24 protein-coding genes and 1 rRNA gene are annotated in these 25,578 nt (G+C 59.1%); 21 read left to right on the top strand and 4 right to left on the bottom strand.

Annotation, left to right across the window (positions count from 1 at the left end):
* Positions 1 to 301: 301 nt before the first annotated feature.
* Positions 302 to 1,906, top strand: a complete 1,605-nt coding sequence (locus J3351_RS03560; protein ID WP_005928402.1) for a peptide chain release factor 3 — start codon at positions 302 to 304, stop codon at positions 1,904 to 1,906.
* Positions 1,907 to 2,050: 144 nt separating this feature from the next.
* Entirely contained in the window at positions 2,051 to 3,034 is a 984-nt protein-coding gene (locus J3351_RS03555) for an aldo/keto reductase (RefSeq protein ID WP_156062376.1), read from the top strand.
* 69 nt (positions 3,035 to 3,103) lie between these two features.
* Here J3351_RS03555 and J3351_RS03550 read toward each other — a convergent pair whose 3' ends face one another.
* The 3 genes from J3351_RS03550 to J3351_RS03540 are packed head-to-tail and all read right to left on the bottom strand — an operon-like array spanning position 3,104 to position 4,765.
* On the bottom strand, positions 3,104 to 3,352 hold the full coding sequence (locus J3351_RS03550) for a phage holin (RefSeq protein ID WP_005928396.1): 249 nt from the start codon (positions 3,350 to 3,352) through the stop codon (positions 3,104 to 3,106).
* A 16-nt stretch (positions 3,353 to 3,368) separates the two neighbouring features.
* The gene (locus J3351_RS03545; protein WP_207697142.1) at positions 3,369 to 3,992 is read right to left on the bottom strand and encodes a GH25 family lysozyme; all 624 of its coding nucleotides are present in this window, start codon (positions 3,990 to 3,992) and stop codon (positions 3,369 to 3,371) included.
* Positions 3,992 to 4,765: a hypothetical protein gene (locus J3351_RS03540; RefSeq protein ID WP_207697141.1), complete on the bottom strand. Its 774-nt coding sequence runs from the start codon at positions 4,763 to 4,765 to the stop codon at positions 3,992 to 3,994. The genes J3351_RS03545 and J3351_RS03540 overlap by 1 nt, the downstream gene beginning before the upstream one ends.
* Before the next feature lie 274 nt (positions 4,766 to 5,039).
* Between J3351_RS03540 and J3351_RS03535 the strand changes: the two genes are divergently transcribed.
* The 18 genes from J3351_RS03535 to J3351_RS03450 all read left to right on the top strand — a co-directional run bounded on the left by J3351_RS03535 (position 5,040) and on the right by J3351_RS03450 (position 24,104).
* A complete protein-coding gene (locus J3351_RS03535) occupies positions 5,040 to 5,348 on the top strand; it encodes a hypothetical protein (protein ID WP_207697140.1) in 309 nt (102 codons plus the stop codon).
* A 14-nt stretch (positions 5,349 to 5,362) separates the two neighbouring features.
* Entirely contained in the window at positions 5,363 to 6,421 is a 1,059-nt protein-coding gene (locus tag J3351_RS03530) for a 3D domain-containing protein (RefSeq protein ID WP_242699296.1), read from the top strand.
* 276 nt (positions 6,422 to 6,697) lie between these two features.
* Complete coding sequence (glgB, locus tag J3351_RS03525; RefSeq protein WP_207697139.1) at positions 6,698 to 8,959, top strand: 1,4-alpha-glucan branching protein GlgB; 2,262 nt, start codon at positions 6,698 to 6,700, stop codon at positions 8,957 to 8,959.
* 82 nt (positions 8,960 to 9,041) lie between these two features.
* Positions 9,042 to 10,235, top strand: coding sequence for a glucose-1-phosphate adenylyltransferase (locus J3351_RS03520; protein ID WP_097769733.1), 1,194 nt, complete (start codon positions 9,042 to 9,044; stop codon positions 10,233 to 10,235).
* Entirely contained in the window at positions 10,229 to 11,356 is a 1,128-nt protein-coding gene (glgD, locus tag J3351_RS03515) for a glucose-1-phosphate adenylyltransferase subunit GlgD (RefSeq protein ID WP_207697138.1), read from the top strand. Before J3351_RS03520 ends, glgD begins: the two co-directional genes overlap by 7 nt.
* 130 nt (positions 11,357 to 11,486) lie before the next feature.
* Complete coding sequence (locus J3351_RS03510; protein WP_154276852.1) at positions 11,487 to 12,905, top strand: glycogen synthase; 1,419 nt, start codon at positions 11,487 to 11,489, stop codon at positions 12,903 to 12,905.
* 204 nt (positions 12,906 to 13,109) lie between these two features.
* The gene (locus tag J3351_RS03505; protein ID WP_207697137.1) at positions 13,110 to 15,083 is read left to right on the top strand and encodes a hypothetical protein; all 1,974 of its coding nucleotides are present in this window, start codon (positions 13,110 to 13,112) and stop codon (positions 15,081 to 15,083) included.
* A gap of 315 nt (positions 15,084 to 15,398) precedes the next feature.
* Positions 15,399 to 15,659, top strand: coding sequence for an AtpZ/AtpI family protein (locus J3351_RS03500; RefSeq protein WP_005930287.1), 261 nt, complete (start codon positions 15,399 to 15,401; stop codon positions 15,657 to 15,659).
* Between the two features lie 22 nt (positions 15,660 to 15,681).
* Positions 15,682 to 16,182 carry an ATP synthase subunit I gene (locus J3351_RS03495; RefSeq protein WP_005930284.1) on the top strand — a complete coding sequence of 167 codons (501 nt, stop codon included), beginning with the start codon at positions 15,682 to 15,684 and terminating at the stop codon, positions 16,180 to 16,182.
* A gap of 3 nt (positions 16,183 to 16,185) precedes the next feature.
* Positions 16,186 to 16,929 (top strand): F0F1 ATP synthase subunit A, encoded by a 744-nt coding sequence (locus J3351_RS03490; RefSeq protein WP_097769728.1) that lies wholly within the window; start codon positions 16,186 to 16,188, stop codon positions 16,927 to 16,929.
* A gap of 52 nt (positions 16,930 to 16,981) precedes the next feature.
* On the top strand, positions 16,982 to 17,263 hold the full coding sequence (gene atpE / locus J3351_RS03485; protein WP_005930278.1) for an ATP synthase F0 subunit C: 282 nt from the start codon (positions 16,982 to 16,984) through the stop codon (positions 17,261 to 17,263).
* Between the two features lie 36 nt (positions 17,264 to 17,299).
* Entirely contained in the window at positions 17,300 to 17,806 is a 507-nt protein-coding gene (atpF, locus tag J3351_RS03480; protein ID WP_207697136.1) for a F0F1 ATP synthase subunit B, read from the top strand.
* Complete coding sequence (gene atpH, locus J3351_RS03475) at positions 17,803 to 18,342, top strand: ATP synthase F1 subunit delta (RefSeq protein WP_005930273.1); 540 nt, start codon at positions 17,803 to 17,805, stop codon at positions 18,340 to 18,342. Before atpF ends, atpH begins: the two co-directional genes overlap by 4 nt.
* A gap of 54 nt (positions 18,343 to 18,396) precedes the next feature.
* The gene (gene atpA, locus J3351_RS03470; RefSeq protein ID WP_207697135.1) at positions 18,397 to 19,917 is read left to right on the top strand and encodes a F0F1 ATP synthase subunit alpha; all 1,521 of its coding nucleotides are present in this window, start codon (positions 18,397 to 18,399) and stop codon (positions 19,915 to 19,917) included.
* Positions 19,918 to 19,935: 18 nt separating this feature from the next.
* Positions 19,936 to 20,784 carry an ATP synthase F1 subunit gamma gene (gene atpG / locus J3351_RS03465; protein WP_207697134.1) on the top strand — a complete coding sequence of 283 codons (849 nt, stop codon included), beginning with the start codon at positions 19,936 to 19,938 and terminating at the stop codon, positions 20,782 to 20,784.
* A gap of 17 nt (positions 20,785 to 20,801) precedes the next feature.
* Positions 20,802 to 22,196: a F0F1 ATP synthase subunit beta gene (gene atpD / locus J3351_RS03460; protein WP_005930261.1), complete on the top strand. Its 1,395-nt coding sequence runs from the start codon at positions 20,802 to 20,804 to the stop codon at positions 22,194 to 22,196.
* Between the two features lie 3 nt (positions 22,197 to 22,199).
* Complete coding sequence (atpC, locus tag J3351_RS03455) at positions 22,200 to 22,598, top strand: ATP synthase F1 subunit epsilon (RefSeq protein ID WP_005930258.1); 399 nt, start codon at positions 22,200 to 22,202, stop codon at positions 22,596 to 22,598.
* 165 nt (positions 22,599 to 22,763) lie between these two features.
* Complete coding sequence (locus tag J3351_RS03450) at positions 22,764 to 24,104, top strand: MATE family efflux transporter (RefSeq protein ID WP_207697133.1); 1,341 nt, start codon at positions 22,764 to 22,766, stop codon at positions 24,102 to 24,104.
* Between the two features lie 57 nt (positions 24,105 to 24,161).
* Here J3351_RS03450 and aroD read toward each other — a convergent pair whose 3' ends face one another.
* The gene (aroD, locus tag J3351_RS03445; RefSeq protein ID WP_207697132.1) at positions 24,162 to 24,920 is read right to left on the bottom strand and encodes a type I 3-dehydroquinate dehydratase; all 759 of its coding nucleotides are present in this window, start codon (positions 24,918 to 24,920) and stop codon (positions 24,162 to 24,164) included.
* A gap of 550 nt (positions 24,921 to 25,470) precedes the next feature.
* On the opposite strand from aroD, the gene J3351_RS03440 reads away from it, so the two are divergent.
* Positions 25,471 to 25,578, top strand: a 16S ribosomal RNA gene (locus tag J3351_RS03440); the annotation flags it as partial.

The following is a 25,578-nucleotide window of genomic DNA, read 5'->3' as shown; positions in this document are numbered from 1 at the left end:
AGGTGGAATTGCTGGTAAAATATAAGTTGTGTGTAATTTTGGAGGGCAGGTTCTGCTCTGTACAACCTCTCAGTCTCGCATTCGCTCGACAGCTCCCCTAGTAGGGGAGCCCTTGGCATTGCGTAAAGCTTTCCCGTTTTGCCAAGGCCTCTCCTACTAGGAGAGGTGGCATTGCGTAGCAATGACGGAGAGGTTGTACAAAGACGAAGCCTGCCCAAGAGCAAGAAACTATGGGAGTTTCCGATGTAAGTGCATCTTTGTTTTGACAAATATCCCCCATCAATTTAGGAGAAATCAATATATGACAAATCGTGAAGAGATCGAGCGCCGCCGGACGTTTGCGATCATCAGCCACCCCGATGCCGGCAAAACGACCCTGACCGAAAAGCTGCTGCTGTACGGTGGAGCCATCAATCAGGCCGGCTCCGTCAAGGGCAAGCAGAGCGCCAAGCACGCTGTGTCCGACTGGATGGACATCGAGAAGCAGCGCGGTATTTCTGTCACTTCCTCTGTCCTGCAGTTCAACTATGCAGGCAAGTGCGTGAACATTCTGGATACCCCGGGCCATCAGGACTTCTCGGAGGATACCTACCGCACCCTGATGGCAGCGGACTCCGCTGTCATGGTCATCGATGCGGCAAAGGGCGTTGAGGCCCAGACCATCAAGCTGTTCAAGGTCTGCACCCTGCGCCATATCCCCATCTTCACCTTCATCAACAAGATGGACCGCGAAGCCCGCGATCCCTTTGAGCTGATGGAGAACATCGAGGAGATCCTGGGCATCAAGACCTACCCCATGAACTGGCCCATCGGCTGCGGCAAGGAGTTCAAGGGCGTGTTCGACCGCAACACCCGCAAGGTGCTGGCTTTCTCCAGCGACGGCCGCGCCAACGGCGTGAAGAAGGTCAACGAGACCGAGGCTGAGCTGGGCGATGCCGCACTGGACGAGCTGCTGACCCCCTACCTGCACCAGCAGCTGGTGGACGAGATCGAGCTGCTGGACGGCGCTGCCGAGGAATTTGACCTCGACAAGGTGCTGCGCGGTGAGCTGAGCCCTGTGTTCTTTGGCTCTGCATTGACCAACTTCGGCGTGGAGCCCTTCCTGGAAAACTTCCTGCGGCTCACCCCCACCCCGCTGGCCCGTGTGGACAGCCTGACCGGCGAGCCGGTGGACCCCTGCCGCGACGAGTTCTCGGCCTTCATTTTCAAGATCCAGGCCAACATGAACAAGGCCCACCGTGACCGCATCGCCTTTATGCGCATCTGCTCCGGCAAGTTCGAGCGCGGCATGGAGGCCTACCACGTGCAGGAGGGCAAGAACATCAAGCTTGCCACCGGCACCCAGCTGATGGCGCAGGATCGCGCCATCGTGGATGAGGCCTACGCGGGCGATATCATCGGCCTGTTTGACCCGGGCATCTTCTCCATCGGCGACACCCTGTGCACCGGCAAAAAGAAGGTCGAGTTTGCGGGCATCCCCACTTTCTCACCGGAGCATTTTGCCCGCATCGAGCAGAAGGACACCATGAAGCGCAAGCAGTTCGTGAAGGGTATGGAGCAGATCGCCCAGGAGGGTGCCATCCAGATCTTCCGCGAAGTCGGCGGCGGCATGGAGGAGGTCGTGGTCGGCGTGGTCGGCGTGCTGCAGCTGGAAGTGCTGGAGTACCGCCTGAACACCGAGTACAACGTGGAGATCCGGATGCAGCAGCTGCCCTTTGAGCAGCTGCGCTGGGTGAAGAACGACCCCGACACCTACAACCTGCGCGACCTGGATCTGACCAGCGATACCAAGGCTGTGGAGGATATGAAGGGCAACCGTCTGCTGCTGTTCACCTCTGATTGGGCCGTCCGCTGGGCTGAGACCCACAACGACACGCTGGAATTGAGCGAGTTCGGCAATATCTGATTGGAAAAAAGAGAGCTGCTGTGCGGAGCTGACTCGCACCGCAGTTCTCTTTTTTATAAAAAACAAAAATACAACAAAAGATGCCAGCCTCTGTATGAATGGTTCCCATTGCGGGGAACACTGCTGGCATGGAGGGAAACGTATATGGAAAACCTGAACATTGGCCGCAGCGGCATCGAAGTGCCTTTTCTGGGCATGGGCACCTGGGCCATCGGCGGCGGCAGCTGGTGGGGCGACAACGATGATGCCCTTTCGGTCAAAGCCATCCAGACTGCTGTGGAGCAGGGCATCCGGTGGATCGACACCGCGCCCATCTACGGCCTGTACCACAGCGAGACCGTGGTGGGCGAGGCCCTGAAGCACATCGACCGGGACAAGGTGGTGCTCTCCACCAAATGCGGCCTGGAGTGGCGGCACGAAACGCCGGTGCTCCACAAGGTCGTGGACGGCACCGCCGTCTACCGGGACCTCTCGGCGCAGAGCATCATTGAGGACGTGGAGGACAGCCTGCGCCGTTTGGGCACAGACCACCTGGATGTGCTGTACACCCACTGGCAGAGCCCGGACCTCGGCCTCTATCCGCTGGAGGAGACCGTGGAGGCCATGATGAAGCTGAAGGAGCAGGGCAAGATCCGCGCCATTGGTGCGTCCAATGTGACGGCGGATCTCATCCGGGGCTACTGCCGGTACGGCCAGCTGGATGTCATTCAGGAAAAGTACAGCCTGCTGACCCGCCGCATCGAAAAGCAGCTCCTGCCCACCTGCAGGGAACTGGGTGTTTCGGTGCAGGCCTACTCCCCGCTGGAGCAGGGTCTGCTCACCGGCAAGGTCACCATGGAGACCACTTTCCCCGAGGGCAGCACCCGGAACAGCAACCCCAGCTTCCAGCCTGCCCGCCGGAAGCAGGCGCTGGACCTGCTGGCCAAGTGGGACGACCTGACCGGGAAATACGACTGCACCATGGCCCAGCTGGTCATTGCCCTGACGGCCCGGATGATCCCCGGCCTGCATGTGCTGTGCGGTGCCCGCACCCCGGAGCAGGTGCTGGACAATGCCGGTGCACTGAATATCAAACTGGACGGCGCGGATGCCGTCCGCATGAAGTGGGACGTGGATGCCATTTCCTGAGCCGGTGCTTCAGAACAAAAGCAGATAACCAAAAAGGGACGATGCCGCAAAAGCATCGTCCCTTTTTGGTTATTTGTGCTCCTTCAGCTGGCAGAGGAAGTCATCGGCTTCGATGGCCTCCGGGGTGAAGGAATTGTTCTTCCACCAGCTGACCAGTGCGGTGGCAATGGTCAGGCCGGTGGAGACCAGCTGCTCCAGCTCTGCCGATTCAATGGGCAGGACACGGTGGCCGGTGGCGCTGAGCACCTGATTGGTCAGCGCCAGTGCCAGCGCCGCCGTGCGGGCCAGCGTGGCGGGAGAGATCTTGCATTTCTTCATGGGGAACTCCTTTCTTTTATAGGATGGTACGGTCGAGCCCCGCCCGGTGGAGCAGGGCGGGATAATCCTTTTCGGTGCGGCTCAGGTCCACGGGGCCGGAGATGCCGGGTACCCTGCCCCTGCTGGTGTACTGCCACATTCCGTGCCTGCGGGCCGGGCGTTTGCCCCGGTAGTCCGCCAGCCAGAGGTCGAAGGAGGCCAGCGTGTCCATGTGCAGGGCAGTATCTGCAAAATGGGTGTAGGTGTATACCATGGCGTACAGGCCCCAGTGCTCCAGCTGCCGTGCCGCCCCGGCAACAAGGGTGGAGAGCGCGTCCGGTGTCAGGGCACGCAGGCGGGCATCCTCCATGTCGATGGCAGCAGGCAGCTGAAGCCGCTTTCCCCTGAGGGCATCGTGCAGGAGGGCCAGCTCGGCATCCCGCTGTGGAGCGGTAACGGCACAGCTGTAATAGTAGACCCCCACCGGGATGCCCAGCCGGGTGCAGGCAGAGTAGTTTGTTTCAAACATGGGGTCGATGTAGGGCATGCCGCTTCTGCTGCCCAGTGCGCGCAGCATCACGCCGTGGACCCTGCCGCTGGCTTTTACGGTATCCCAGTCTATGCGGCCCTGCCAGCGGGAGACATCCAGCACCGTGAACATCAGGTGGCCTCCAGCAGGGTCTTGAGGGCGGCGGGAGTGACGGTGTCCACCACCAGACTGCCATCGCTGCGGATGGACAGCACCCGCAGGAGGGCACCAGCCTGCGGGGCCACCGGGGCAGGCAGCGCGCCTACATCTTGCGCGTCCAGCACCACTGCGCCGCCTTTGCCGTTGACACTGAGCAGGGTGCCGTCCTCGGGCGCAAAGGATTCGGCACGCAGGGCGGCGTTCTCGGCGCGGGAAGCCGAGGTCGCGGCACGGCTGCCATTCAGTGATGCCCGCTCGGCAGCGTCGGCAGCGGCCTGCGCCTGCCGGGCGGCACTGGCCTCACTGGCGGCACTGTTCTGGGCCGCCTGCACCGCCGCATCGGCCTGCCCCGATACCTGGGCGATGAACTGTTCGTACACCGAGGGACTGGGCTCCTCCTCGGTGCCATCGGTGGGCAGGATGTCGTAGACATCGTACCGGCCCGGGCGGGTGTAAGCGGTATAGCCGCTGCCGTCGGTGGCGGCCAGCATCCATTGCCCGGCGGGCCAGCCGGTGAAGCTGCGGCCCACGGGCGCGCTGTGCGCTGCGTCCAGCACAAGGGGGGCGGCAAGGGTGCCGTCGCTGTGGCGGATGTGCAGGGTGACGCTGCACCCGGCCCATTCCGCAGGCAGCTGGAACACCAGCCGGTCCACGCCCTCGGCGTTCTGTGCGCCCAGGTGCAGCCGGGCGGGCTGGGCTGTGAATTCGGTGCCGCCCAGCGTGCGGGGAGTGATCTTGATCTGCATAAAAACCTTCCTTTCTTCTTTTTGACCCCATTGTACCGGTTTGCGGCAGGGCACGGAAGCGCGGTCTTTTTTTATGGCGTTTTTTACCTTTCGGCATTTTGCTGGAAGCCGGTTTTCGACAGAAACTGCGGAGAAACTCCCCATTATTTCCGGCAGGAAAACAGCGGGGAATTTGTGCCGCAAAATGTCGGATTACGCATGATTGATGCGCCGGAATGTGCAAAAGAGCCCGGCGATTTCTCCCCGGGAAACAGACTTGAAATGTTAAAAAATTATGAACGAATACGACCAATTTTTTGGGAAAATTTCAGAAGGAAACGCCCGAAATCATTCTGAATCAGGGAAAACAATGTACAGATTGCACAAAAAACTATGTGAAACAATTGTCAAGCAGAAGCGCACAGATTTGACAAATGGGCCGTCGTCTGCTAAAATAGTGCCCGCTCAACGGATCATACACACGTTGGAGCGTCTAAATTTTATTTCTCAGGAAGTAAAACGCCGTATAAAAAGACGGCCCTTTGCAGGGAAAAATGCCCTGCGCTTTGCGGGCAAAGGAAGAGCCCGCCGCATTCCAAAATGATGAAAAGAGAGGAGTTGTCTCGTATCGCTTCCGTCAAATTTCAAAAAGCATTGTCTGACCGCGCTCGTGCGGTCACACCCCGTGTGCTGGCGTTCTGCGTCATGGCAGTGAGCCTTGTGTTCACTTTGGCTGTGACCGCCGCGAATCTGCGGCTGACCTACGTCACCGACTCCGATGGTGCGCGTCAGCTGGTGGTCAGCAGTGAGACTGACCCTGCCCGCGTCATGAGCCTTTCCGGCATTGAGGCCGAAGAGGGCGACCACGTTTACTACACCGCGTTCAGCGGCAATCTTGCCACCCTGAACATTGAGCGGGCCTTCACCGTGAACATCCAGGCCGACGGCCAGGAGTACCCGGTGAAGATGGCCTTTGGCACTGTTGCCGAAGCGCTGGAGCGCGCCGGCATCACCCTGGAGGCAGATGACTACACCGAGCCTGCGCTGGATCAGCTGGTCACTGCGGGCAGTGAGATCACGGTGCACCGGGTGGACTACCAGGACAAGGTGGAGACCCAGACCATCCCCTATGACACCCAGTATATCTACACCAGCCTGTACTTCCGCAACACCGGCCGGGCCACCACCCTGCAGCATGGGGCGGAGGGTCAGCAGACCGTGACCACCCGCGAAAAGTATGTGGACGGCGAGCTGGAAAACAGCATGGTGGTGGATGTGACCACCACGGTGGAGCCCACCGACCATGTCATCAAGACCTATGGTGCCGGTGCGCCCGTTTCTCCTCTGACCGGGCCGGACGGCACCACCAACGCCCCCGCCTCGTACAGCCAGGTCCTCACCGGCAAGGCCACGGGCTATTATTCCCGCACGGGCAAGGGCTCGTCGGGCCTGGGCCTGGGCTACGGCACCGTTGCCGTTGACCCCAGCGTCATCCCCTATGGCACGCTGCTGTACATCACTTCCACGGACGGCAGCTTTGTTTACGGTTATGCCGTTGCCACCGACACCGGTATCGCGGTGCAGAAGGGCCAGATCCTGGTGGATCTGTTCTATGAGACCTACGCAGAGTCGGTCATCAACGGAGCCATTCAGGTCAACGTTTACGTTGTAGGCTGAACCGCATAGCACACGGAAAAATTTGAAAAAGCACCCGCTTCAGTTTCCTGGATTTACAGGAAAAATGAGGCGGGTCTTTCTTTTTGCCCTATATTCTGTAAAGTTTGCCGAGAATTCTTGTGTAAAATTGGATAAGTTGACCACAATGAAAAAATATTGACGAAAAGATTATAGTAGATTTTGACGGAAAGCCCTTGAAAAATCGGACAAAATTCTTTAATATAAGAGAGTACAAAGGTATAGGCTCACTGCGGCCTGTACGGGGAGGAGCTGTTTATGAGACCGACGGAAGAAAAGATCCAGAAAGATCCCTCGGATCTGCCGATTTATCTGTTCAAGCAGGGCAACAACTGCGAAGCATACCGTTACTTTGGTGCACACCTTGAGACCCGCGCCGGAGAGTCCGGTGTGGTGTTCCGTGTTTGGGCACCCCATGCAGCCGCCATCAGTGTGGTGGGCGATTTCAACAGCTGGAAGCCGGGCAGCCACCCGATGCGCAAAGTGGACGGGGATTCTGTCTGGGAGCTGTTCATTCCCGGCGTAAAGGAATACGATGTCTACAAATACTGTGTGACCACCCGGGGCGGCGACCTGCTCTACAAGGCCGATCCCTATGCGTTCCACGCGGAGACCCGGCCCTCCAACGGCAGCAAGGTCTACGATATCACCGGCTTTGCCTGGCACGATGATGCCTGGCAGGCGGCCCAGAAAAAGGCAGACGTGATCAACGGCCCGATGAACATCTACGAGATGCACGCGGGCAGCTGGAAGCTGAAGGACGAGAAGGTTCCTTATAACTATTCCGAGCTGGCCGACGAGCTGATCCCCTACATCCGGGAGATGGGCTACACCCATGTGGAGCTTCTGCCCGTGATGGAGTATCCCTTCGACGGCAGCTGGGGCTACCAGGTCACGGGCTATTTTGCCCCCACCAGCCGCTACGGTACCCCCAAGGACTTCATGGCCTTTGTGGACAAGATGCATGAGGCCGGCATCGGTGTCATCATGGACTGGGTGCCCGCCCACTTCCCGAAGGATGGCTTCGGCCTGTACAACTTTGATGGAGAAGCCTGCTACGAGGACCCCAACCCCAAGCGCGGCGAGCACAAGGAGTGGGGCACCATGGTGTTCGACTTCGGCCGCAGCGAGGTGCAGAGCTTCCTGATCTCCAGCGCACTGTACTGGCTGGAGCAGTACCACATCGATGGTCTGCGCGTGGATGCCGTGGCCTCCATGCTGTATCTGGATTACAACCGCAAGCCGGGCGAATGGGAGCCCAATAAGAATGGCGGCAAGGAGAACCTGGAAGCAGTTGCTTTCCTGCGCAAGCTGAACGATACGGTTCTGGGCCGCCACCCCCACAAGTGCATGATCGCGGAGGAGTCCACCGCATGGCCCATGGTCACCAAACCGGCCAGCGACGGCGGCCTGGGCTTCAACTTCAAGTGGAACATGGGCTGGATGAACGACATGCTCAGCTACATGAAGACCGACCCGCTCTTCCGCGCGGGCAACCACAACAAGGTCACCTTCAGCTTCTTCTATGCCTTCAGCGAAAACTTTGTGCTGCCCATCAGCCACGACGAAGTGGTGCACGGCAAGGGCAGCCTGATCAACAAGATGCCGGGCGAGTACGATGCCAAGTTTGCCAACCTGCGCACCTTCTTCGGCTACATGATGGCCCACCCCGGCAAGAAGCTGCTGTTCATGGGGCAGGAGTTTGGCCAGTTCACGGAGTGGAACGAGGAAAAGCAGCTGGATTGGATGCTGCTGGACTACGACAAGCACACCGAGCTGCAGAACTACGTCAAGACCCTGAACGCCTTCTATAAAGAGCACCCCGCCTTCTGGCAGATCGATTACAGCTGGGAGGGCTTCCAGTGGATCGTGCCCGATGACTCCAAACAGAGTGTGATCGCCTTCCTGCGCAAGGACGCAAACGGCAAGCAGATCCTGGTGGTCTGCAACTTCAACCCCGTCCTGCGCGAGGGCTATGCCCTGGGCGCACCCGTGGCAGGTACATACAAGGAAGTGCTGAACAGCGATGACGAGGCCTTCGGCGGTTCCGGCGCGGTCCATAACAAGTCCGTGCGCACCCACAAGAAGCCCCTGCATGGCTTTGAGCAGAGCATTACCATCACCCTGCCGCCCATGAGCACCCTGTATTTTGAGGTGCCCACCAAGCGCACCCGCAAGGCAGCAGATCCGGCCAAGACGGCCCGGACCGTGAAAAAGACCGCTGCCAAGAAGACAGCCGCCAAGACCACGAAGACCGCCAAGGCTGAGCCTGCCGTGAAGGAGGAAAAGCCCAAAAAGACCTCCACCCGCAAGGCAAAGGCAGAAGCGGAACCTGCACCTGAAAAGGCTCCGGCCAAGCGCGGCCGGAAGCCCAAGGCAGAAGCCGCTGCCGCACCCGAAGCAGCACCCGCCAAGCGGGGCCGCAAACCCAAAGCCGAGCCCGCTGAAGCTGCCCCCGCGGCAGCCGAAAAGCCTGCCCGCAAGCCCCGCGCCAAAAAGGCCGCCAAGACCGAGGAGTGACCGGGGGCGCATCCGCACAACACAGTCAAACCATTTCCAAATCCAATAAATCCGGAAATGTGTAAAAGGGGAGAATAAAGCTATGGCAAAAGAAATTGTGGCAATGATCCTTGCCGGCGGACGTGGCTCGCGCTTGTACGCGCTGACACAGAAAACGGCAAAACCTGCAGTGGGGTTCGGCGGCAAATACCGCATCGTGGACTTCCCGCTGTCCAACTGCGTCAACTCCAACATTGATACTGTGGGCATCGCAACCCAGTATCAGCCCCAGAAGCTGAACGAGTACATCGGCAACGGCCAGCCTTGGGATCTGGACCGCCTGTACGGCGGCGTGCACACCCTGCCCCCCTACGAGCAGGCAAAGGGCACCGACTGGTACAAGGGCACTGCAAACGCCATCTACCAGAACATCAGCTTCATCGACAGCTATGATCCCGAGTACGTCATCATCCTGTCCGGTGACCAGATCTGCAAGCAGGACTACGCCGACTTCCTGCGCTTCCACAAGGAAAAGGGCGCGGAGTTCTCCGTGGCTGTCATGGAGGTCGATTGGAAGGAAGCTTCCCGTTTCGGCCTGATGGTGGCAGACGAGAACGATAAGATCACCGAGTTCCAGGAGAAGCCCCCGGTTCCCAAGTCCAACCTGGCTTCCATGGGCATCTACATCTTCAACTGGGATGTGCTGAAGAAGTACCTGGAAGAGGACGAGGCTGATCCCAACTCCAAGAACGACTTTGGCATGAACATCATCCCCGCTCTGCTGCGGGATGGCCGCAAGATGTATGCTTACCACTTCAACGGCTACTGGCGTGACGTGGGCACCATCGACAGCCTGTGGGAAGCCAACATGGAAGTGCTGGACCCCGAGAACTCCGGCATTGATATCTTCGACAAGAAGTGGAAGATCTACAGCCGCAACCCCGTGCTGCCCGCCCAGAAGATCGGCCCCCGCGCCGTGGTGCAGGATTCCCTCATCACCGAGGGCTGCCAGATCTATGGCCGCGTCCAGCACTCTGTCCTGAGCGCAGGCGTTACCGTGGAAGAGGGCGCTACCGTTGAGGATGCTGTCCTGATGGATGGCGTTGTGGTCAAGGCAGGCGCCGTGGTCAAGCGCTGCATCCTGGCTGAGGACGTTGTGGTGGGTGCCGGTGCCAAGATCGGCGGCGAGGGCCCCATTGCACATGTGGGTACCGGCCTTACCGTTGGCGCAGGCGCTACCGTAAAAGAGGGTGCCAAAGTATTTGATTCCGTCAAGGAGGGCGAGGAAGTATGCTGAGCCAGAACAACAATGCGTTGGGCATCATTTTCCCCAACAGCTATGATAACACCGTACCGGAGCTTGTGACTGAGCGCACCATGGCTTCGATCCCCTTTGCAGGCCGCTACCGCATGGTGGACTTTATGCTGTCCAGCATGGCAAACTGCGGCATCTCCAATGTCTCCATCGTGGTGCGCAAGAACTACCACTCCCTGATGGATCATCTGGGCACCGGCCGTGAGTGGGATATGGCCCGCCGTCACGGCGGCCTGAACATCGTGCCTCCCTTTGCAGAAAAGGGCGTGCGCATCTATTCCGGCCGTGTGGAGGCTCTGGGCTCCATCCTGAGCTACCTGGAGAATCAGAAGGAGAAGTACGTTGTGATGAGCGATGCCAACATCGCCATCAACTACGATTTCAACGCCCTGCTGGCTGCCCATCAGGCAAGCGGCGCGGATGTGACCATCGCCTACCAGAAGACCGAGATCCCCGAGGGCCGCAAGAACGACAACTACACCCTGACTGTGGATGCCGATGGCCGTGTGACTGAGCTGCTGTTCAACGATTACCGCCCCGGTGTCCAGAACCTGGACCTGAACATCTACGTTCTGGAGCGCGAGACCCTGATCAAGCTGGTCAAGGATGCGACCTCCCGCGGCCTGATCTACTTTGAGCGTGACATCCTGGCCCACAACGTCAACATCCTGAACATCCGTGCGCTGGAGTACACCGGCTATGTGGCCCATGTCTGCGACATGAAGAGCTACTTTGATGAGAACCTCAAGCTCATCGATGAGAAGAACCTGAACGCTCTGTTCCCCAAGGAGAGCCCTGTCTACACCAAGATCCGTGATGACAACCCCGTGCGCTACGTCAACGGCTCTTCCGTCAGCAATTCCCTGCTGGCCGATGGCTGTGTCATCGAGGGCACCGTGGAGAACTGCGTGCTGTTCCGCGGCGTTCGCGTCAAGAAGGGTGCTGTGGTCAGAAACTGTGTCCTGATGCAGGATACCGTTGTGGAACCAGGCACTCAGCTGGACTGCGTTGTCACCGATAAGAACGTGCGTGTGACCGCCGACAAGAAGCTCTCCGGTACCGAGAGCTTCCCGGTCTATGTTCAGAAGAACCACACCGTCTGAGCCTGATACACTGAAACTTTCACAGGGGCGGCTCCCCTCCCCGGTAGCCCCTCTCAAAGAGGGGCGGGGGCCTTTGCGCCCCCGCCCGCTCTTTGTGTATCCGCCCTTTTTTCTGGAAAGGAGAAATACTATGAAGATCCTGTATGCCGCTTCGGAAGCGACCCCCTTTGCCAAGTCCGGCGGTCTGGCCGATGTGGCAGGCTCCCTGCCCAAGGCTCTGGTCAAGGACGGCGTGGATGCCCGCGTCATCATGCCGCTGTACGGCGACCTGAAAATGCGCGACAAGCTGGAGTATGTCACCAACTACTCGGTGCCCGTGGGCTGGCGCAGCCAGTACTGCGGCCTGTTCAAGGCTGAGGTCAACGGCGTGACCTACTACTTCCTGGACAACGAGTATTACTTCAAGCGCCGCGGCCTGTACGGCTTCTACGATGACGGCGAGCGCTTCGCCTTCTTCTCCCGCGCTGTGCTGGAGACCCTGTTCTACATCGACTTCACCCCCGATATCATCAACTGCAACGACTGGCAGACCGCACTGGTTCCCGTTTACCTGAACCTGTACTACCGCCATCTGGATAAGTTTAACCGGATCAAGACCATCTTCACCATTCACAACATCGCCTATCAGGGCAAGTACGGCACCGATATCCTGGAGGATACCTGCGGCATCGGCCGCCGTGACCAGCACATCGTGGAGTACGATGGCTGCGCCAACTTTATGAAGGGCGCCTTTGAGACGGCAGATAAGATCACCACCGTCAGCCCCACCTACGCACAGGAGATCCTGGACCCCTGGTTCAGCTACGGTCTGGATGCCCTGCTGCGGGAAAAGCAGTATAAGCTCTGCGGCATCCTGAACGGCATCGATATGGAGGCCAATAACCCCGCCACCGACCCCAAGATCCCCTTCAACTACGATGTGACCAACGTTGAAGAGGGCAAGGCAAAGTGCAAGGAAGCCCTGCAGGACAAGTTTGGCCTGCACAAGGATGGCAGCCCCGTCTTTGCCATGGTCAGCCGCATGGTCGGCATGAAGGGCTTTGACCTGGTGCAGAGCATTGCCGACGGTCTGGTGGACCGCGGCATCGAGCTGGTCATTCTGGGCAGCGGCGAGAACCAGTACGAGACCTTCTTCTCTGACCTGTGCGCCCGTCATCCGGGCCGCGTGGGCACCTACATCGGCTTTGAGCCCGCCCTGTCTCAGGAGATCTACGCCGGTGCAGACGTGTTCATCATGCCTTCCAAGAGTGAGCCCTGCGGCCTGGCACAGATGGTGGCCTGCCGCTACGGCACGCCTCCCATCGTCCGTGAGACCGGCGGCCTGCGGGATTCCATCCATGACTGCACGCTGGGCGAGGGCAACGGCTTTACCTTTGCCGGTTACAGCGCCCATGAGCTGTACGATGCCTGCTGCCGTGCACAGGATCGCTACTACAACAAAGAGGACTGGAACAACCTCGTCAAGCACGACATGGAATGCGATTTCAGCTGGGACCTCTCTGCCAAGAGCTACGAGGGCCTGTACAACGAGACCGCAAACCTCTGGTAAATCATTTTCATAAGTTTGCCTTTTGCCGCCCGGTTCGCAGGAGCCGGGCGGCTTTTTTGCGGACTTCCACACATATTTTACAAGAATCATCCGCAAAAAGCCGCAAGGCACCTTTGCACTTCCGACAGGACTGTGCTACAATGAAAAACATTGACAGCTCTTTCATGTTTTTGAAAAAATGGCAGAGTAGATAAGGAGAACGATATGAACTGGAAACGTGTCATCAGCGGCGTGCTGGCAGCAGCGATGCTGTCCGCTCTGCCGGTGCAGCTTCTGGTGTCGGCGGAAGGCACGGAGGCGGTCGGGCAGGCCGATGGCTGGCAGGAACTGACCACTCTGGAACCTCTTGACGAAAGCAACACTTTCTTTTACAGCAAGGACGACCAGACGTTTGAGAAGATCACCCACCCGGAAAAGGATGTCAAAACCGCAGACGGCATCGTGGACTATCTGGGAGACGGTGCAGTGGCGGTTGTGACTGACCCGGAGGATGCCGCCTACAACGCCGGTGACCGGGGTCAGAACTACGCATGGTCAGCGGTCGGCTACGGCGACTGGCTGTATGTGGGCACCTGCTATGCCGCCATCGGCAACACCCTCTCCCTGATGAAGAGCAGTCTGGGCGACGAATACGACGACAAGGTGCTTGCCGCCACCTTTGATGCCCTTTACAACGGCACCTTCTTTCTGACCGAGGAGGATGGCGGCCGGCCCAAGGGCGTGCTGGTGAAGATCAACACCAAGACCGGCGAGACCAAGGTGCTGATGTCCGGCTCCTACAACGGTTACACACCCCTGTTCCGCAACGCATTGGAGTATAACGGCAAGCTGTACTTCTGCGGCAGTGTGGGTGGCGGCGGCATCGGCTTTCTGCCCAGCATCTGGCAGGTGGACCCCGCCACCGACGAGTGCAAGCCGGTGTATATCGGTCTGAACAGTGTGCAGGATTATGCCGCAGCCTACCAGCAGGGCATCTCCGTGGGCATCCGCGGTATGTGCGTCTACAAGGATCAGCTGGTCATCAGCAACGTAACCATGGATGCCGCCACCGGCAAGAGCAGCGCCGCCCTGCTGATCTCCTCCGATCCGGAAAAGGGCTTTACCCAGATCGCGGATTCCGACAGCCTGTTCAACTACCCCGCCTATCACTACGCCGACAGCATCTACGGCGGCAGCATCTGGGATATGGCTGAGTTCAACGGCCGCCTGTATGTTTCCATCTGCACCGGCACCGAGGACAATATGCCGGACGACAACACCATGCAGTCCTTTGCACTGGTGCGGGGCGATCAGAACCCCGACGGCAGCTTCACATGGACACCCGTGGCAGGCGATCAGGAAAAAGATGGTGCCCGCTACACCTTCGGCATCGACCCGGAACGCACCCGCTCCGGTGCGGCGAACCTGATCGTGTACAACGACCACCTCTATATTGGTGAGTACAACGATGAAGAGATCGCACTGGAGCGTATCCTCTTTGCCAAGACCGGCAAGAACGCCGACGGTCAGTTTGGCGGCGGACTGGACTGCCGGTTCATCAACGCCAATCTGGAACAGTCGGTGAACCTGTACCGCATGGACAGGGACGAGAACATGGAGCTTGTGGTGGGCAATGCCACCAAGATGTTCCCCTCCGGCAGCCTGTCCGGGCTGGGGTCCGGCTTTGGGCGCAACGAGAACCAGTACATCTGGCGGATGCAGGTGTACGATGGCAAGCTGTATGTGGGCACCTTTGACACCAGCAGTATGCTGGAGTGCGTTGGTCAGTTCGTCAATGGCAACCTGCTAACGCGCACCCCTGCGCAGTGGAAGACCCAGTGGGAATATCTCAAGACCCTGATGAAGGCACTGCAGGCGACGGACCCCGACGGCAACGGGAACCCCGACACGCTGGCCCAGACCATCAAGTTTTCCTACAAATTCGTGTTCAAGAACATCACGGTTAGCAACATCGCCAGTGCCATCCGGCTGCTCAACTACATGCGCAAGGCAAAGCAGGGCTTTGACCTGTATGTTTCGGAGGACGGCGTGAACTTCCAGACCATCACCGTGGACGGTTTTGGAGACCCCTATAACCATGGTCTGCGGGCATTCGCCACCACCGACCAGGGCCTGTGCCTTGGCACTGCCAATCCCTTCTACGGCACGCAGGTGTGGATCAAGCGCAAGGACAGCTGACCCCCGCACTTCCAGGATAACCGCCGCCCGGCTCTCAAATGAGCTGGGCGGTTTTTTGTGTTTTGCACAAGAAACCTATCATATTTTTGGTATCGATGCTGCCGGAGACGGACATACTCCACCGTGGACGTACAATTATGGCGTTAGTGTGAACGAACTATGAAGTTTTACCAAAAATCGGTGGAAAATTGATTGAAAAGTTCAGTGAATTGAATTATACTATCCATATGAGCTTCTTAACCGGAGCGAAACCATTGCGAAAGGGTGCGGCGGGCTGCTGTTTCGGGCCTGCGCACAGAGGGAGGGCGACACCGCATGAAGGGCTGGTACAAGGCGCTGGAAGATCTTGTCTGGCTGACCCAGCTGGGCCTGAATATGCTGCTGCCGCTGGTCATGTGCCTGGGCGGAGCCTGGTGGGCGGTGAACAGCTGGAGCTGGCCGGAATGGGTGTTCCTGCCGGCCATCCTGCTGGGCCTTGCCTCCGGGGCGCAGAACTTCTGGTATTTTGCCAAGGAACACCTGGACCGCGCCAAAAAGGAAAAACCGAAGCGGGTGGGGTTCAACTCACATCAGTAAACATCACAGGAGGTTCCCCTTTATGAAACTACAGCCGGAATCCAAAAAGGAGCTGACGCGCATCGCCTGCGGCACGGCCATCTGCACCGCTGCCCTGTGGGTGGCCTTTGCGGCGCTGCACCTGGTTGGCTGGGTGAAATTTGATTACACTGTCGTTCTGGGCAGTCTCATCGGCGCGGCCGTGGCCATCGGCAACTTTGCGGGCATCTGCATCGTGTGTCAGAAGGTCATCGACGAGCAGGATGAGAAACGGCGCAAAGCCACATTACAAGCTTCCTACAACGTCAGAATGCTTTTGCAGGCGGTGTGGATCATCGTGTCCATCGGGGCACCCTGCTTCCAGCCCTTTGCCAGCGTTCTGCCCTTGCTGTTCCCGCGTGTTACGATCTACTACCTGCAAATAACCGGCAAGTACAAGCCCCTTGCACCGGCCGGGCCCTCGGTGGATGTCTCTGTGGAGGACGACCCCGAACCCGCCCCGGAGCCGGAGGCTGAGCCCCGTGACAAAGGGGGTGAAACGTAACAAATGGAACTGAACGGCGCAAAGATCCTGTATACCATCCATACCGATATCCCCCTGCTGGGCGATCTCAAGATCACCCAGACCCTAGTCACTACCTGGATCGTCATGGCGCTGCTTTCGGGCCTGGCCATCTGGCTGGGCAGCAACCTCAAGCTGGAAAATGTCTCAAAGCGGCAGGCCGCGGCCGAGTTCATCGTGGAGCGGCTGGATCAGTTCGTGCACGACAATATGGGGTATCACTTTGACAAGTATATCCCCCTGATCGGCTCGATCTTCGCTCTGAGCATCGGCTGCAACCTCATCAGTGTCATTGGCCTGTGGAGCCCCACGGCCGACCTGAACACCGAGGCTGCGTGGGCCATTGTGGTGTTTGTGCTGATCATGTATTACAAGATCAAGACCAACGGCATCCTTTCCTATCTGAAGGGCCTGCTGGACCCGATCTTCATCATGGCACCCATCAATGTGCTGTCGGAGATCTCGACCCCCGTCAGCATGGCGTTCCGTCACTTTGGCAACATCCTGTCCGGTACTGTCATTTCCACACTGCTGTACTGGGCGCTGGCAAGCCTGAGCCATGTCATCTTTGGCTGGCTGCCCGGCTTCCTGAGCCAGATCCAGCTGTTCCAGATCGGCATCCCGGCCTTTACGGGCCTGTATTTCGACTGGTTCGGCGGCTGCATTCAGGCGTTCATCTTCTGTACCCTGACCGCAATTTTCATCAAACGTGCTGCCGGTGAGGACTAAGCCCTCACAACGGCATCTCCCAAAACAAAAACTTTTTTGGAGGACAAAACTTATGACTGACTTTCAGTACCTTGCTCGTGGTATCGCCCTGGCAGGCTGCGGCATCGGCGCAGGCTGCGCACTGATCGCAGGTATCGGCCCCGGTATCGGCGAAGGCAACGCTGCCGCCGCTGCCTGTGAGGCCGTGGGCCGCCAGCCTGAGTGCAAGAGCGACGTGACCAGCACCCTGATCCTGGGCGTTGCACTTTCCGAGACCACCGGTATTTACGGCTTTGTTACCGGCCTGTTGCTGATCTTCCTGGCACCCGGCATGTTTATGAAGTTCCTGGCATAAGCGGAACCTTTTACAAAAGAACGAAAGGAGACGCTTATGGAACTGTACCAGGCGTTGATCACGCTGGACGGCTGGACCTTTCTGGCCCAGATCTGCAACCTGATGATCCAGCTGCTCATCTTCAAAAAGTTCCTGCTGAATCCGGTCAAAAAGGTGATCGCCGAGCGCAAGGCCAAGGCGGACAGCCAGATCGCCGATGCTGCAAAGCTGCGCACCGAGGCTGAGGCCATGAAAGCGGAGTACGAGCAGAACCTGCAGAATGCCCGCGCCGAGGCCAACCAGATCGTTGCCCGTGCCCAGAAAACGGCCACCGCCCGCGGTGAAGAGATCGTGGACGAGGCCCGTGCACAGGCCGCTGCCCTGAAGCAGAAGGCGGAGGCCGACATTGCGCAGGAGCGCAAGAAGGCCGTGAACGAGGCAAAGGACGAGATCGGCGGCATGGCCATGGAGATCGCCTCCAAGGTGGTCGAGCGTGAGATCAAGGAAGCCGACCACAAGGACCTGATCGACGAATTTATCAAAAACGTGGGTGAAGCATCATGACCGAGACAGCAAGGATGTACGGCGGAAGCCTGTATGACCTGGCAGCGGAGGAAGGGCTGGAGACCCGCATTCTGGGCGAGCTGGACGAGGCCGTGGCGCTTTTTAAGGCAAGCCCGGAGTACCTGCATCTGCTCAGCACCCCCAGCATCCCCAAAAAGGAGCGCTGCGGCCTGCTGGACGAAGCGCTGCGGGATCGGGTCCACCTCTATGTGCTGAACTTTTTGAAGATCCTGTGCGAGAAGGGCACCCTGCGGGAGCTGCCCGGCTGCGCCCGGGCCTACCGGGTGCGCTACAATCAGGCACACGGTATTCTGGAAGCAGCGGCAACCACTGCAGTGGCAATGACGGAGCAGCAGGTGAAGAGCCTGCACGAAAAGCTGGAGAAGCTCACCGGCAAGACCATCGACCTGAAAACAAAGGTCGATCCGGCTGTGCTGGGCGGCATCCGGCTGGATATCGAGGGCACCGAGCTGGACGGAACGGTTCAGAACCGTCTGGCGGCGCTGCGCAGGGATATCGCGTCCGTGACACTGTGATCCATCGAATTTCCACCCGAAAGATTTTAAGAATTGAGTGGTGAATACAAGACAATGCAACTGAAACCTGAAGAGATCTCCAAGATCATCCGTGCCCAGATCAAGCACTACGAGAATGTCATCGAGCAGAGCGAAGTCGGCACGGTCATCATGGTAGGCGACGGCATCGCCCGGGCCAGCGGCCTGGAAAAGTGCATGGCAGGTGAGCTGCTTCAGTTTGACAACGGCGAATACGGTATGGCCCAGAACCTGGAGGAAAACACGGTCTCCATCGTTCTGCTGGGCTCCGATGTCGGCATCAAGGAAGGCAGCACCGTCAAGTGCACCGGCAAGGTCGTTTCCGTGCCCGTGGGCGAGGCGATGATCGGCCGCGTGGTCAATGCACTGGGCCAGCCCATCGACGGCGCAGGCCCCATTGAGACCACCGAGTTCCGGGCCATCGAGAGCCCGGCCCCCGGCATCATCGACCGCCAGCCGGTCAAGGAACCCCTGCAGACCGGCATCAAGGCCATCGACTCCATGATCCCCATCGGCCGCGGCCAGCGTGAGCTGATCATCGGCGACCGCCAGACCGGCAAGACCACCATTGCATCGGATACCATCATCAACCAGAAGGGCAAGGATGTCATCTGCATCTATGTCGCCATCGGTCAGAAGCGCTCCACCGTGGCAAACCTGGTGCAGAGCCTGACCGAGGCCGGTGCCATGAGCTACACCATCGTGGTGTCCGCCACGGCCTCCGAGCTGTCCCCCCTGCAGTATATCGCCCCCTACTCCGGCTGTGCCATGGGCGAATATTTCATGCACCAGGGCAAGCATGTTCTCATCATCTATGATGACCTTTCCAAGCACGCGGTGGCCTACCGTGCCCTCTCGCTGCTGATCCGCCGTCCCCCGGGACGTGAGGCTTACCCCGGCGATGTTTTCTACCTGCACTCCCGTCTGCTGGAGCGCGCGGCCAAGCTCTCCAATGAGCTGGGCGGCGGCAGCCTGACGGCTCTGCCCATCATCGAGACCCAGGCGGGTGACGTTTCGGCCTACATCCCCACCAACGTCATCTCCATCACCGATGGTCAGATCTTCCTGGAAACGGAGCTGTTCCACTCGGGCGTTATGCCCGCTGTCAACCCCGGCATTTCGGTGTCCCGTGTTGGCGGCAACGCCCAGATCAAGGCCATGAAGAAGGTGGCTGGCACCCTGAAGCTGATCTACTCCCAGTACCGCGAGCTGCAGTCCTTTGCCCAGTTCGGTTCCGATCTGGACGCGGACACCAAGGCCCGTCTGGCACAGGGCGAGCGCATCGTGGAAGTGCTCAAGCAGAACCGCTCGGCTCCCGTGCCCGTGGAAAAGCAGGTGGCGATCCTGTATGCCACCATCCATGATCTTCTGGTCAAGGTCAAGGTGGCTGATGTGGCCGAATACGAAAAGGGCCTGTACGAATATCTCGAGAATGATGCCGCCGGTGCCGCTGTGATGGAGACCATCCGCACCACCGGCAATCTGGACAAGGACACCGAGGAAGCACTCAAGGGCGTTCTGTCCGCTTACACCGAGAGCTTCGTCAAGGCGCACTGAGGGAAGGAGGCGTAACGCATGGCAGGTTCCATGAAGGACATCAAGCTGCGCATCAAAAGCGTAGAGAGTACCATGCAGATCACCAAGGCCATGGAGCTGGTGGCTTCCTCCAAAATGCGCCGTGCCAAGGAGCGGGTGGAACACAGCCGCCCCTACTTTGAAACGCTGCACGACACGCTGACCGGCATTGCGGCTGCAGACCCCCGGGCCCGCAGCCCCTACCTGCGCCGGGCAGAGATCAAACGCACCCTGCTGGTCGTCATTGCAGGCGACCGCGGCCTGGCCGGTGGATATAACTCCAACGTGCTCAAGCAGGCGGAGGCCCAGCAGGGCCCGGTCACGGTGCTGCCCATTGGCAAAAGAAGTCAGGAGTACTTTGCCCACCACGGGGCCGACCTGTTCACCGAAGAGGTGCTGCTGGCGGCGGATGTCTCGGTGGGTGAGTGCTTTGCCCTCTCCCGGAAGATCACCGAGGGCTACCTGAAGGGGGATTACGACGCAGTGAAGCTCTGCTACACCCGGTTCGACTCGATGATGATCCAGACCGCTGTCACCATGGAGGTGCTGCCCCTGACCATTGAGCCCACCGAGGAGCAGAAGGCCGCTGCCCGCCGCAGTCAGATCCTGTACAAGCCCAGCAGCGAGGAAGTGTTCCGCGCCATCATTCCCGAGTATGTGGCCGGTATCGTTTATGGTGCCGTGTGCGAGAGCGTGGCCAGTGAGCTGGCCGCCCGCCGCACCGCCATGGATGCCGCCACCAAGAACGCGGGCGAAATGATCGACCATCTGAATCTGTATTACAACCGCGCCCGTCAGGCTGCCATCACGCAGGAGATCACCGAGATCGTGGCAGGCGCAGAAATCTAAAAAAGGAGTTGTAGCCTATGTCCGAAAAACACATCGGCAAGGTGATCCAGGTCATCGGCCCGGTGCTGGACATCCAGTTCAAGGATGGCGAGCTGCCGGACCTGCTCAACGCCATTGAGATCGACAACCATGGCCAGAAGCTGGTGGTGGAGGTCGCTCAGCTCACCGGCGACAATGTGGCCCGCTGCATTGCCATGAGCAGCACCGATGGCCTGGTGCGCGGCACGGATGCCGTGGACACCGGCGAGTCCATCCGGGTGCCTGTGGGTGACCAGTGCCTGGGCCGCGTGTTCAACCTGCTGGGTGAGCCGGTGGACAATAAGCCTGCCCCCACCCCGGAGGCCTACTGGCCCATCCACCGCCCTGCCCCCAGCTATGAGGAGCAGCAGTCCACCACAGAGATCCTGGAGACCGGCATCAAGGTCGTTGACCTGATCTGCCCCTACGCAAAGGGCGGCAAGATCGGTCTGTTCGGCGGTGCCGGTGTCGGCAAGACCGTCCTGATCCAGGAGCTGATCTATAACATTGCCACCGAGCATAACGGCTACTCGGTGTTCACCGGCGTTGGCGAGCGCACCCGCGAGGGCAACGACCTGTACGGTGAAATGACCGAGAGCGGCGTTATCAACAAGACCGCTCTGGTCTACGGCCAGATGAACGAGCCTCCCGGAGCCCGTATGCGCGTGGCCCTGTCCGGCCTGACCATGGCGGAGTACTTCCGCGATGTCAAGAATCAGGACGTGCTGCTCTTCATCGACAACATCTTCCGTTTCACGCAGGCAGGCTCTGAGGTCTCGGCTCTGCTGGGCCGTATGCCCTCTGCCGTGGGTTACCAGCCCACCCTGGCCACTGAGATGGGCGCTCTGCAGGAGCGCATCACCTCCACCCGCAAGGGTTCCATCACCTCGGTGCAGGCTGTCTACGTTCCCGCCGACGACCTGACCGACCCGGCCCCTGCCACCACCTTCACCCATCTGGATGCCACCACGGTCCTGAGCCGTGACATTGCATCTCAGGGCATCTACCCCGCTGTGGACCCGCTGGATTCCACCAGCCGCATCCTCAGCCCCGAGGTCGTGGGTCAGGAGCACTACGAGATCGCCCGCGATGTTCAGAAGGTGCTGCAGCGCTACAAGGAGCTGCAGGATATCATTGCCATCATGGGCATGGACGAACTGAGCGAAGAGGACAAGCTGACCGTCAGCCGCGCCCGCAAGGTGCAGCGCTTCCTGAGCCAGAGCTTCCATGTTGCGGAGCAGTTCACCGGTATGCCCGGTCAGTATGTGCCGCTGAAGGAGACCCTGCGCGGCTTCAGGATGATCCTGAACGGCGAGTGCGATGACCTGCCCGAGAGCGCCTTCCTGTTCGCGGGCACCATCGACGATGTGTTCGCCAAGGCGAAGAAAGGGTAAACCATGACGACCTTTCATCTGACGGTGGTCACGCCGGACGGCTGTGCCTTTGACGGTCAGGCGGAACGGGTGGTCTGCCGTGCCATCGACGGCGACCTTGCCATTCTGGCAAAGCATGGTGATTACTGCACCGCGCTGGGTATGGGCGAAGCCCATATCGTGGACGCGGACGGCCAGCGCCGCCGCGCCGCCTGCATGGGCGGGATGCTCACCGTGCTGAACGGGGATGTCCATCTGGTCGCTACCACCTGGGAGTGGGCCGAGGAGATCGACCAGGCCCGCGCAGAGGCCTCCAAGAAGCGCGCCGAAGAGATCCTGGCCCGGAAGGACCTGGATGAGCGCGAATATGAGCTGGCCCAGGCCCGCCTCAAGCGCGCCCTCGTCCGCACCTCTGTCCACTGACCCCGGAGCGCTGGACAAATCAGCGCCGCTGTGGTACACTGGTATCAGAAAAATCAAATCAACAAAGGCTCCTTTGGAGTGCTGCAAACAGGGACCCCCCTGAAACCGGGGTTGCGTGCTTGCGGGCATTCTGAAGGAGCTTTTTTGATGCAAAGGAGGATGTGCATGAAGAAAAATCTGGATATGACAGAGGGAAAGCCGATCTCCCTGCTGTGGGCCTTTACCTTTCCTACATTGATGGGCAACCTGCTGAATCAGGTCTACTCCATCACCGACAGCATCGTGGTGGGGCGGTATCTCGGGCAGACTGCCCTTGCGGCGGTGGGCAGCACCATGCCGGTGATCCTGCTGCTGGCAGCTCTGATGATCGGCATCAATGTGGGCGTGGGGATCATCATCAGCCGGTACTTTGGCCAGAAGAACGAGGAACTGATGCGGAGGGCTTTTGTAAACAGCCTGTATCTGGGGCTGTTCCTGTCGGCAGGGATGATGGTGATGGGCCTGACCTTCTCCGGTACCATCCTGCGGTGGATGGGGACCCCGGAGGGCCCCCTGCAGGAAGCCACTGCCTATCTGGAGATCAGTTTCATCACCATGATCTGCCCCTTGATGTATTATTTGTTTTCCAGTGCATTCCGGGGCTTGGGAGACAGCCAGACAGCGCTGTACTGCCTGATCGTCTCCGTTCTGAGCAATATTGGCCTGGACGTGCTGTTTGTGGCTGTGTTCCGCTGGGGAGTGGCCGGGTCTGCCTGGGCCACGGCACTGGCGCAGGCCCTGTCGGCGGTGGTGGCGGCGGTGCTGCTGTTCCGCAAATATCCTATGATGCGGATGCGGCGGCAGGACCTCCGGCTCCATGGAAAGCTGCTGCGGCAGATCACGGTGCTGGCCATTCCCATTGCGGTGCAGTCTGCCTTCAACAATCTGGGCAATCTGGTGGCACAGAGTGCCGTCAATCTGTTCGGCGAGGCCACTATGGCGGCCTACACTGCCGCCAGCCGCATCGGAACGCTGGCCCTGATGCCGGTGGAGACCATCGGTTCTTCCCTCAGCGTCTATGCCTCCCAGAACCACGGAGCCGGCAAGCCGCAGCGCATCCGGCAAGGGGTACGGGCCTCCCTGCAGCTGTCTCTGGTGGTTAGCACCGTGCTGGGAGCGTTTCTGCTGCTCTGCGGCCGCCAGATGGCGGGGCTGTTCCTCGCAGAGCCGTCTGCGGAGATCCTGACTGTGGTGCAGCGGTTTCTGCTGATCACGGCGGTGCCGGGGATCCTGGCCGGTGTGATGCAGGTGTATCAGCAGGTGCTCCGCGGCGTTGACAAGGCGAATCAGGCACTGATGGGCGGCGTGATGCAGCTCATTACAAAAATTGCGGTGGTGGCTGTGGGCGCATGGGGAATGCAGAATCTGGATGTGGTCTGGCTTGGCTGGCCCGCCTCCTTTGTGGCCGGAACCGTGATCCCATACTTCTGCTTTCAGAAGATCGCGCGGGAAATAAAAGCAGAATAAAACAGAAAGCGCCCCCGGAAGGCAAATCGCTCTCCGGGGGCGCTGTGTATTGATAGATCAGCTGAGCCGCAGGCTGTCCAGCACAGCGTTGACCACATCCAGCCCCACCTGACCGGGGGCGCTGGCCGTGCCGGGATTGGCAAAGGTCATGGCAGAGCCAAAGGCCTCGCCGCAAAGGCGGCTCACGGCTCCCAGTGCGCCCATGCTCATGGTGATGACGGGCGTTTCGGGGTGGTGGTCGGTCATCTCGGCGGTGGCGGCCAGCAGCTCCAGCACATCGGCACGGCTCTGGGGCATCACGGCCAGCTTGGGCAGGTCGGCCCCCGCCTGCTGCATGGCCACCATCCGGGAGACCATCTCGGCCTTGGGCGGGGTCTTATGGAAGTCGTGGCTGGAGCACACGACTTTGACCCCGGCGGTGTGCGCGTCCTGAACCAGTGCGGGAAGGTCTGTGCCTGCGGTGAAGAACTCAATATCAATGAGGTCAGCGCAATCGGTATCCAGAACCGTGCGGAGAAAACGGAGGTATCCCTCATGGCTGACCGGTATGCTGCCGCCCTCTTCCTTTGTGCGCAGGGTCACAAGCAGCAGCTTCTCCCTTAAGAGGACCCGCAGCTTTGCCAGGCAGCGCACCACTGCCCCGGGGTCGGCGGCTGCTTCAAACAGATCGACACGCCATTCCACACAATCGGCGCACAGTGTGGAAAACGCAGCGGCCTTTTCCAGGATCGCAGCCTCGGTGCGTTCTACGATGGGCAGAATGACTTTGGGGCGGCCTTCGCCGATACGGCAGCCGCGGACAGGAACACAGGACATGGCGCTTCTCCTTTATATTAAAGTATAGCTATCTCATACAGGATACGGGATGACTCCATGATACGTTCTGCCTGCCGCCTTGTCAAGAAAGGAGCAAGCATTGTTTATAGGGAGAACAGAGGAATTTTATCCCCTGCAAAGAATTTGGAAAAAAGATGTCAAAAAGTGTTGACAGAAGGCTGGGGATGTGGTATTATACTTGAGCGCCAAGGGCCGCCGGAAAGAATGACTTCTGAAAGCGGCAGAAGCAAAGCGAAAGAACCAATATGGATGCGTTGAAAAACGAGCCACAAGTTCGAAAAGATCGAAAAGCTTCTGAAAAAAGTACTTGACAAAAAAACACTTCTGTGGTAAAATAATCAAGTCGTCAGCCGCTAAGGTTGAGGCGCACAGGACCTTGAAAATTGAACAATATCGAAAAACTTGTAACGGAACCTATTTTTGTGTTGGAAAAACACGTTAAACAATTCCAAACAAAGTAATTCACACAGGACGCAAGCGATTGCGTGCTGAGCGAAGAAGATTTAACACTTTTAAGTGATAAATATCATTTATAAAGAGTTTGATCCTGGCTCAGGACGAACGCTGGCGGCGCGCCTAACACATGCAAGTCGAACGAGAGAGAGGGAGCTTGCTTCCTCAATCGAGTGGCGAACGG

Source organism: Faecalibacterium sp. Marseille-Q0746, assembly GCF_017377595.1.
Classification (GTDB): Bacteria; Bacillota; Clostridia; order Oscillospirales; family Ruminococcaceae; genus Faecalibacterium; species Faecalibacterium duncaniae.
This window is presented reverse-complemented; position numbering and strand designations above follow the sequence as displayed.

Bases quoted from the DNA above. Each gene is read 5' to 3' on its own strand.
- J3351_RS03560 (WP_005928402.1), top strand. From the start codon at position 302: ATGACAAATCGTGAAGAGATCGAGCGCCGCCGGACGTTTGCGATCATC.
- J3351_RS03555 (WP_156062376.1), top strand. From the start codon at position 2,051: ATGGAAAACCTGAACATTGGCCGCAGCGGCATCGAAGTGCCTTTTCTG.
- J3351_RS03550 (WP_005928396.1), bottom strand. From the start codon at position 3,352: ATGAAGAAATGCAAGATCTCTCCCGCCACGCTGGCCCGCACGGCGGCG.
- J3351_RS03545 (WP_207697142.1), bottom strand. From the start codon at position 3,992: ATGTTCACGGTGCTGGATGTCTCCCGCTGGCAGGGCCGCATAGACTGG.
- J3351_RS03540 (WP_207697141.1), bottom strand. From the start codon at position 4,765: ATGCAGATCAAGATCACTCCCCGCACGCTGGGCGGCACCGAATTCACA.
- J3351_RS03535 (WP_207697140.1), top strand. From the start codon at position 5,040: ATGAACGAATACGACCAATTTTTTGGGAAAATTTCAGAAGGAAACGCC.
- glgB (WP_207697139.1), top strand. From the start codon at position 6,698: ATGAGACCGACGGAAGAAAAGATCCAGAAAGATCCCTCGGATCTGCCG.
- J3351_RS03520 (WP_097769733.1), top strand. From the start codon at position 9,042: ATGGCAAAAGAAATTGTGGCAATGATCCTTGCCGGCGGACGTGGCTCG.
- glgD (WP_207697138.1), top strand. From the start codon at position 10,229: ATGCTGAGCCAGAACAACAATGCGTTGGGCATCATTTTCCCCAACAGC.
- J3351_RS03510 (WP_154276852.1), top strand. From the start codon at position 11,487: ATGAAGATCCTGTATGCCGCTTCGGAAGCGACCCCCTTTGCCAAGTCC.
- J3351_RS03505 (WP_207697137.1), top strand. From the start codon at position 13,110: ATGAACTGGAAACGTGTCATCAGCGGCGTGCTGGCAGCAGCGATGCTG.
- J3351_RS03500 (WP_005930287.1), top strand. From the start codon at position 15,399: ATGAAGGGCTGGTACAAGGCGCTGGAAGATCTTGTCTGGCTGACCCAG.
- J3351_RS03495 (WP_005930284.1), top strand. From the start codon at position 15,682: ATGAAACTACAGCCGGAATCCAAAAAGGAGCTGACGCGCATCGCCTGC.
- J3351_RS03490 (WP_097769728.1), top strand. From the start codon at position 16,186: ATGGAACTGAACGGCGCAAAGATCCTGTATACCATCCATACCGATATC.
- atpE (WP_005930278.1), top strand. From the start codon at position 16,982: ATGACTGACTTTCAGTACCTTGCTCGTGGTATCGCCCTGGCAGGCTGC.
- atpF (WP_207697136.1), top strand. From the start codon at position 17,300: ATGGAACTGTACCAGGCGTTGATCACGCTGGACGGCTGGACCTTTCTG.
- atpH (WP_005930273.1), top strand. From the start codon at position 17,803: ATGACCGAGACAGCAAGGATGTACGGCGGAAGCCTGTATGACCTGGCA.
- atpA (WP_207697135.1), top strand. From the start codon at position 18,397: ATGCAACTGAAACCTGAAGAGATCTCCAAGATCATCCGTGCCCAGATC.
- atpG (WP_207697134.1), top strand. From the start codon at position 19,936: ATGGCAGGTTCCATGAAGGACATCAAGCTGCGCATCAAAAGCGTAGAG.
- atpD (WP_005930261.1), top strand. From the start codon at position 20,802: ATGTCCGAAAAACACATCGGCAAGGTGATCCAGGTCATCGGCCCGGTG.
- atpC (WP_005930258.1), top strand. From the start codon at position 22,200: ATGACGACCTTTCATCTGACGGTGGTCACGCCGGACGGCTGTGCCTTT.
- J3351_RS03450 (WP_207697133.1), top strand. From the start codon at position 22,764: ATGAAGAAAAATCTGGATATGACAGAGGGAAAGCCGATCTCCCTGCTG.
- aroD (WP_207697132.1), bottom strand. From the start codon at position 24,920: ATGTCCTGTGTTCCTGTCCGCGGCTGCCGTATCGGCGAAGGCCGCCCC.